The 7,698-nt window shown below is 63.3% G+C and carries 5 protein-coding genes and 2 pseudogenes; 4 read left to right on the top strand and 3 right to left on the bottom strand.

All coding sequences use genetic code 11. The features are described from left to right. Positions 1-325: 325 nt before the first annotated feature. The 4 genes and pseudogenes from EH240_RS40065 to EH240_RS40060 form a co-directional block, all read left to right on the top strand. Positions 326-432 (top strand): annotated as a pseudogene (locus EH240_RS40065) (cupin domain-containing protein); the annotation flags it as partial. 98 nt (positions 433-530) lie between these two features. Continuing rightward, positions 531-2,558, top strand: a complete 2,028-nt coding sequence (locus tag EH240_RS14265) for a hydantoinase/oxoprolinase N-terminal domain-containing protein (protein WP_124999199.1) — start codon at positions 531-533, stop codon at positions 2,556-2,558. Between the two features lie 455 nt (positions 2,559-3,013). Then, positions 3,014-3,603, top strand: a pseudogene (locus EH240_RS38905) (radical SAM protein); the annotation flags it as partial. Between the two features lie 52 nt (positions 3,604-3,655). Then, the gene (locus tag EH240_RS40060; protein WP_425374795.1) at positions 3,656-3,754 is read left to right on the top strand and encodes a hypothetical protein; all 99 of its coding nucleotides are present in this window, start codon (positions 3,656-3,658) and stop codon (positions 3,752-3,754) included. Positions 3,755-3,800: 46 nt separating this feature from the next. Here EH240_RS40060 and EH240_RS14255 read toward each other — a convergent pair whose 3' ends face one another. Genes EH240_RS14255 through EH240_RS14245 form a run of 3 tightly spaced genes read right to left on the bottom strand, consistent with a single transcriptional unit; the run spans position 3,801 to position 7,673 of the window. Continuing rightward, the gene (locus tag EH240_RS14255; protein ID WP_167484021.1) at positions 3,801-4,427 is read right to left on the bottom strand and encodes a sarcosine oxidase subunit gamma; all 627 of its coding nucleotides are present in this window, start codon (positions 4,425-4,427) and stop codon (positions 3,801-3,803) included. After that, positions 4,420-7,404, bottom strand: coding sequence for a sarcosine oxidase subunit alpha family protein (locus EH240_RS14250; RefSeq protein ID WP_124999219.1), 2,985 nt, complete (start codon positions 7,402-7,404; stop codon positions 4,420-4,422). The genes EH240_RS14255 and EH240_RS14250 overlap by 8 nt, the downstream gene beginning before the upstream one ends. Beyond that, positions 7,401-7,673 carry a sarcosine oxidase subunit delta gene (locus tag EH240_RS14245; RefSeq protein WP_124999194.1) on the bottom strand — a complete coding sequence of 91 codons (273 nt, stop codon included), beginning with the start codon at positions 7,671-7,673 and terminating at the stop codon, positions 7,401-7,403. The genes EH240_RS14250 and EH240_RS14245 overlap by 4 nt, the downstream gene beginning before the upstream one ends. Between the last annotated feature and the right edge of the window lie 25 nt (positions 7,674-7,698).

The following is a 7,698-nucleotide window of genomic DNA, read 5'->3' as shown; positions in this document are numbered from 1 at the left end:
AGACTTCGTCGAGCGTCGCGAGCGAGAGATCCCTACATAGCCGGAGGAAGGGTTGATTAGAGCGGGATTGGGGAAGTGTTTTGACACTCAATTGGAACACTTTAGGCGGGACCGTATGACCGGACTGAACCGCACAGGAATACGCCATCAGGCAAGTCCCGCGCAGGGCGTTCGCCATTCCGGCGCCAACAACGCCATCACTGGTGTTGGGCGTTTTGGTTGGCTACACGACGCTCATCTCAGACGATGGCCCGGGTGTTGTCGAAGAAGGTCCAGGGCCTGATCGAAGTGGCGATCGACGGCTAAGGTCGAGACGATCGACGGCGGCGGCGCCTTCATTGCCCCCTCGGCCTGGCCCATGGCGTCAAGGCGCTGGCTGCCGACCGCCTCGTCGACAGTTTTACCGCGCACCGCGCCGATTTCGTGGTTTGACAGATAGGGCCGACGATGGCGCAACGCGACGCACTTCCTAGTCGGGTAGCGATGGGCTAAACGCGCGGAACCATCCAAACGCAGGAAAACATGAAAAGATGATCGCAGGAGAAAAGCCCGCCTCCTTGTTCCTCGGGATAGACACCGGCGGCACATACACGGACGCCGTCCTGTGGTGCGAGATGCCGGCCGGCTCCGGCACGGTAGTGGCCAAGGCCAAGGCGTTGACGACGCGGCATGATCTAGCGGTCGGCATCTCGGGCGCAGTCGATGCGGTCCTCAACGAGGCAGCCACCAATCCGGCGGCCATCAAGCTTGTGTCGATGTCGACCACGCTTGCCACCAACGCCTTGGTCGAGGGTCAGGGCGGCCGCATCGCACTGGTGATGATCGGTTTCACAGAGGCCGATCTTGCCCGTGATGGGTTGAAATCTGCGCTCGGCAGCGACCCGGTCGTCTTCGTGCCGGGCGGCCACGACGTCCATGGCAAGGCGCAACCACTCAACCTCTCCACCCTCGAAGAGGCGCTGCCGGCGCTTGGCGCCTCCGTCTCGGGCTTTGCGGTCTGCGCCTATTTCGCAACCCGCAATCCGGCGCACGAACTCCTTGCCTGCGACATGATCCGGGAAAAGACCGGGCTTCCGGTCACCGCCAGCCATGAACTTTCCTCCAAGCTGGGCGGCCCGCGGCGGGCGCTGACGACGCTACTTAACGCCCGGCTGATCTCGATGATCGACAACTTGGTGGCGGCGACCGAAGGCTTCCTTGTGGCGCGCGGCATTGCCGCGCCGCTGATGATGGTGCGGGGCGACGGAGCGCTGGTGTCGGCGGCCTTTGCCCGCGCCCGGCCGATCGAGACCATTCTTTCAGGCCCGGCGGCAAGTCTCGTCGGCGCCCGCCACATGACGGGGCTCGAAAATGCCGTGGTGTCCGACATCGGCGGCACCACCACCGACGTCGCCGTTCTCGACCGGGGGCGCCCGCGTCTCGACCCGGAGGGCGCCACAGTCGGTGGCTACCGCACCATGGTCGAGGCTGTCGCCATGCGCACCTTCGGCCTCGGCGGCGATTCTGAAGTCGCGCTGGAAGAGGGCGCGCTCGAACCACGCATTCTGCTCGGCCCCCGCCGGCTGGTACCGCTGGCGCTGTCCGGCATGGAGCATGGCGAGGCGATCACTGCGGAACTCGAGAGGCAGCTGCGGGCTGCCAACACCAGCCGGCTCGACGGGCGCTTCGCCGTCCGTACCGGCGTGCCGGAGCGGCTGGCGGCCGGACTGACGCCGCCGGAGGCCAAGCTCTACGGGACGATCGGCACAATTCCGCTGCCGCTCGACAAGGTCCTGGTCTCCAACGCCCAGAACGCGACCCTGAACAGGCTTGTGGCGCGTGGCCTTGTGCATATTTCCGGATTCACGCCTTCGGATGCTGCCCATGTTCTTGGACGGCAAGCCAATTGGAATGCCGCTTCGGCACGGCTCGGTGCCGAACTTTTTGCCAGAAAGCGCGATGGCCGCGGCCAGTTTATCGCGTCCTCTCCGGAAGCACTCGCCGAACGCATACTGGTCTCGCTGACCCGCTACTCAGCCGAGGTCATCTTGGAAACTGCCTTTGCCGAGGACGGGCTCGACGGCGCCGCTACTGTCGCGCATGCGCTGGTTCAGCGCGCAGTTGACGGCAGCAACGGCATTGCGCGCTTGACCGTAGCGCTCGATCGGCCGGTGGTCGGTCTCGGAGCCTCCGCACGCCTGCACTATGCCGGGCTGCCGGACCTGGTTGGCAATGACTGCATCGTGCCTAATCACACCGACGTCGCCAACGCGCTCGGCGCCGTCGTCGGCCAGGTCCGCGTGTCCGCAGAGGCGCTGGTGACCCAGCCGGTGGAGGGCGTGTTCCGGCTGTCGTCGGGCCACGACATGCGCGATTTTCGGGACGAGGGGGCAGCATTCGCCGCCGCCGAGACCAGCGTCCGCGCCATAGTCGCGGACCGCGCCAGTCGCGCCGGGACCGATACCGCCGAGATCGAGATCGCGCGCGACATCTCCGCCTCGACAATCGAAGGCCAGCGCCTGTTCATCGAGGCGCATGTCGTGGCCGTCGCCACCGGCCGCCCTCGCATCGCGGCGTGATCCACGGCAGTGTCGTCGTCGGGGGTGACGAACTATCTTCCGAACTGAATGCGCATTTGGGACTTAGAATGAATTGGCCCGATTTGTCTGACATGGCCAAAACCCCGAAATCAGCACGCCGCCAAGCGTCCCTGGAGATGATTTGATGAACGATTGCATCGAGATCGCTGGACTGCAGATTGCTCGGGAGTTGCATGATTTCGTGGCCGTCTAAGTCGCACCTGGACGGGCATCGACCGAAGGAGTTCTGGACCGGCTTTGCCGGCATTCTTGCCGAACTCGGCCAAAAAAAGCGGCGATCTGCTTGCGAAGCGTGACATTCTGCAGTCGAGGATCGACGACTGGTATCGCCAGAATGGCGCAGCCTCGGACATGGAAGCCGACTCTTTCCTGAAGGAGATCGGGTACCTGGTTCCTGAAGTACCGGCAGTCCCGGCGCGCCGAGATCATTGGCCGTGGCGCTGCTTGGCCAGAACGTCAACGCCTAGCATGGTGCCGGTCCCGACGGGCGGGAATGGGGTCTGGGCAGGCTGTTGTTCCGGCTTGCAGCGATTCTGGGATTGCCGGCCTGCGCTATAACACCAGCCATCCCGCGCGACATGGATGACGAACTGATTCCCGCGCATCGCGACTGCCGGCCTTGATGCCCTATCTGCACCATGTCCGGTTCAGAGCGGCTCGAACCGCATCCTCACAGCCATGAACCGCCGTCATACGCTTGTGGTCTATCTCGCGCTGATCGATCACATCCGCGCCCGCGCGGCGCCGATATCGCCGTGTCCGGCGACTTCATTGTCGGTTTTCCCGGCGAAACCGATGCCGATTTCGATACGACCATGCAGCTTGTCGGCGCCGTCGCCTATACACAGACGTTCTCCCTCAAATATTCGCCCCGGCCAGGGACATCTGGCGCAGAAATTAATCATGTGCCGGAAGCGGCCAAGGACAAGGCCTGCAGAGGCTGGAGGACCTGCTGATGCGCCAGCAGGCTGACTTCCCCGACCGGCTGATCGGCGGCATGCTTGAGGCGTTGATCGAGAAACCACGCGCCCGAATAGAAATCGATCATCGCCGTTGTGGTGGCCGACGCGCCGTTCATGGTCCTTCAAATGAAGCGGCTTGCAAATCGCGTGCCGCTCGGCATCGCGCTGACCCCCGGGTTACGCTTCACGACCGCCAATCCCGATACCTCGTGAGGGGCGCCGGCCTTCGCACTGGCAGGCCGTGTCTAATGTCGGCTGCTCATTGGATTTCGTCCTGGACTGTGCAGCCAAATTCTGCTGCGGAGGCTGAGAACCATGACCAGAAGCTGCCAAAGAAGCTGCGCGCGACCATGACCTCGAAGACAGGACCTGCCAGGTCGTCGGCGCGGCGCCAGAGGCTGGCCCCAACTTGGGCAATGCTGGTCGAGGCAGCCGCGCCAATCGGGAAGTTGGCGGGATGGAGATCGATCATTACTCCTTTGGCAAGCACGTCGTAAACGCGCGCACCAGATAGGCTCAGTACGGCCCGACTGTCGCTCTGGTCCGAAACTGCTCCAAATTTTGCGAGATCGGCGAGTGTCTCTTGGAAACGCTCACGATTATCCGCGATAATGAGCCACTGTCCCGGGCCGTTCCAGACGGCTTGAAGGTGCCCTGCGCAAAGCGCCTCTGGGGTTAGCGGGAGCACCAAACCGAGGCGCTCGCGGATGGCGGTGCCTACGGCCACATGACCCTCTGTGGAAGCGATGAAGGTGGCGATGCCCGGTCCAGTGCGGAGTCGAACGGTAACCCCCGATTTTCCCGCCTTCCCGTAATGTCCGTCCGCGAGAACGCCCTGCCAAGCATGCCGCTTCGTCCAGGCAAACAAGTTCTGGGTCTCAACCATGGAGGCGGACTCCTTCAGGGTCGACGAAGACCGGTGAACAGATCTCAACAAGGACATCGCCGTTACGGACAGGATCGTAGGCACGCACTCGCTCGCCAATGCGTGCCGGGCCGTTCTTGATCAAGCCAAGTCCCATCCAGAGCTTTACATGAGGCGAGTAGGCGACCGAAGTCATGTGCCCTTCATCATTCTCCATAGTGGCGGCTTTGCCGACGCTGAGGAAATGAGCACCAGCACGCAAACGTTGCGTGGGATCGACCGGCTTGAAGCCGACAAAAGCTGGTCGATCCGGCGCAACCAGAGCCTGTCTCTGGGCCATGATGCGGCCGATGTAGTCCTTCTTCGTCGACATCATCTTACCGAGACCGAGGTCGCGCGCGGTAGTTTGTCCGTTGAGTTCGTTGCCGGCGACGTGACCTTTCTCTATGCGCATCACCCCTAGCGCTTCCGTGCCATAGGGAGTGATGCCGAAAGCCTCGCCCGCCCGCATCAGTGCCCGCATCATCGCATCGCCGTAATCGGCCGGAACCGCGAGCTCGTAGGCCAGCTCGCCCGAGAAGGAGATGCGGAAGAGCCGCGCCGGAATGCGTCCGCCGACCGTGATCTCCTGCGCCGCCAAATAGGGAAAGGCTTCGTTCGAAAGGTCATGCTCAGCATCGACAACACCGCGCAGCGTGTCACGAGCTCTTGGCCCGGCAACCGCGACCTGCGCCCACTGCTCCGAGACGGAGACCATGCGGACGTCGAGATCCGGCCACAGCACCTGATGGCAGAACTCCAGATGCTGCATCACTCGGCCGGCATTGGCGGTTGTGGTCGTCATAAGGAAATGGTTCTCACCGAGGCGCGAAGTGGTGCCATCGTCCATGACGAAGCCGTCCTCGCGCAGCATCAGTCCGTATCGAGCCTTGCCGACAGGCAGCGCCTTCCAGCCGTTGATGTAGGCCCGCTCAAGGAACTCGGCGGCATCCGCGCCTTGAATGTCGATCTTGCCTAGCGTCGAGACATCGCAAATGCCGACGCTCGAGCGCACGGCCATCACCTCCCGATTGACCGTCACCAGCCAGTCGGATTCCCCTGGCTCCGGATAGTACTGAGCCCGCAGCCACTGCCCGGATTCGACAAAGATAGCGCCCATCTCGCGCGACGCCTCGTGGGTGGGAGTAAGTCGCACGGGCCTGAATTCCCTGCCGCGATGGTGCCCGGCGAGGACGCCGATCGCCACCGGCGTATAGGGCGGTCGGAAGGTCGTAGTGCCCGTCTGCGGGATCGTTTTGCCCGTCTGCTCGGCCATGATCGCGAGGCCGGACAAGTTAGAGGTCTTGCCCTGGTCGGTCGCCATGCCCAGGGTGGTGTAGCGCTTGAGATGCTCGACCGGCCGGAAGCCCTCGCGCGCGGCGATCTCGACATCCTTGTCGGTGACATCGTTCTGGTAATCAACGAAGGCCTTGCCCTTGGCCCCGGCAACGCGCCACACGGGGGTGACGCCAGCTGCCTCCGGATCGGTTGACTGAAAGGGCTCCGCCCCTGAAGGCTTCAGACCGACGCTTTTGACTGCTTCGAATCCGAGTGCAGCGCCGTCCTCTAAAGCTTGGGTCAGCGTAAAATGCCCGGCAGCACTACCAGCAACCGACATGCCTTCGGGTAAATTGCCTGGCACGAAGCATTGCAGCGCCTCGTCCCATTGCGGCTTGCCGTTTTGGTGCGACGTCAGATGCAGTGTTGGGTTCCAACCGTTCGAGACGGCGAGCAGATCGCAGGCGAGAGTAGTGGTCGCCCCTGATGCATCTCGAACCGTTACATCGCGAAGTTGCCGACCGCCGCCCGCACTCTCGATCACGCCTCCAACGAAAAAGCGTGCGCCAATCTTGTCTGCGAGTGCTTGGCGATTGGGGCTGGCTTCCCATCGAGCATCAACGACAGCAACGACGCGCCCCCCGGCGGCGGCGATGTCACGCGCCGTCGTCCAGCCGTCGTCACCAGCGGTGAATAGCACCGCTTCACGTCCAGGCAGAACGCCATACCGATTGACATAGGCGCGCACTGCTCCCGCTAACATGACACCCGGCAGATCGTTGCCGGCGAAGACGATCGGTCGCTCCAGTGCGCCAGCGGCGAGGATCGCGCGCTTTGCATAGATGCGCCAGCTGCGCTGACGAGGTTGATGGGCGGGCGGCGTCGGCAGATGGTCCGCAACGCGCTCGACCGCCCCGTAGACGCCGTGGTCATAGAGGCCGAAGATGCTGGTGCGTGGCATGATGCGCACTTCGGGCAGACTTTCGAGCTCCGCAAGCGTCGCGCCGAGCCACTCCGACGCAGGCTTTCCGCCGATCTCGCGCTTTTCAGCCAGCAGGCGCCCGCCCAGCCGGAAATCCTCATCGCAGAGAATAACGCGAGCGCCACTGCGGCCCGCCGCGAGCGCGGCTGAGAGGCCCGCCGGCCCGCCGCCGATCACCAGCACGTCGCAGAAGGCGAAGGCCTTCTCGTAGTGGTCGGGATCCTCGGCTCCGGCGGCGCGGCCGAGACCGGCTGCGCGGCGGATCACAGGCTCGTAAAGCTTCTCCCAGAAGGCCGCAGGCCACATGAAGGTCTTGTAGTAGAAGCCGGCAACCAGCGCGGGCGAAACCAGCCGATTGATCGACATCAGGTCGAAGGCGAGCGAAGGCCAGCGGTTCTGGCTCATCGCCTCCAGCCCATCGAAGAGCTCGGCGACCGTCGCCCGGGTGTTAGGCTCCCGGCGTGCGCCCGATCGAAGCTCCACCAGTGCGTTCGGCTCCTCGGGACCGGCAGATAGGATGCCCCGCGGACGGTGATATTTGAAGGAACGGCCGACAAGGCGCACGCCATTGGCAAGCAGAGCCGAGGCGAGCGTGTCACCCGCATATCCCTGATAGGTCTTGCCATCAAAGCTGAAATTGACGCGGCGGCTGCGATCGATCAGACCGCCGGAAGCGAGACGGTACGGTACTGCACTCATGCCGCCGCTCCCCGAGTAGACTTTGCCGTTCTGACGGACGAGATAGAGTGAGTAAGCGTATTGCGGGTTACAATGAGCCAAGCCCTGCAACCAGCGGCATGATACCAAAGCTCATTGTGGTCGCCGCGCGGATTATCGCGAAGATAAACGTACTCAAACATCTGAGCCTCGGGCGCGGCGATCCCCTCCGGACGTTTTGGATCTGCGGCTCCGAGATAATTGAATTCTTGAACGTCGCGTGCGCCGCAGTGTGGACAGGTGATGCGCATGAATCAGACTTTCGGGGTAATGTTG

The organism is Mesorhizobium tamadayense (assembly GCF_003863365.1).
GTDB classification, from domain to species: domain Bacteria; phylum Pseudomonadota; class Alphaproteobacteria; order Rhizobiales; family Rhizobiaceae; genus Mesorhizobium; species Mesorhizobium tamadayense.
This window is presented reverse-complemented; position numbering and strand designations above follow the sequence as displayed.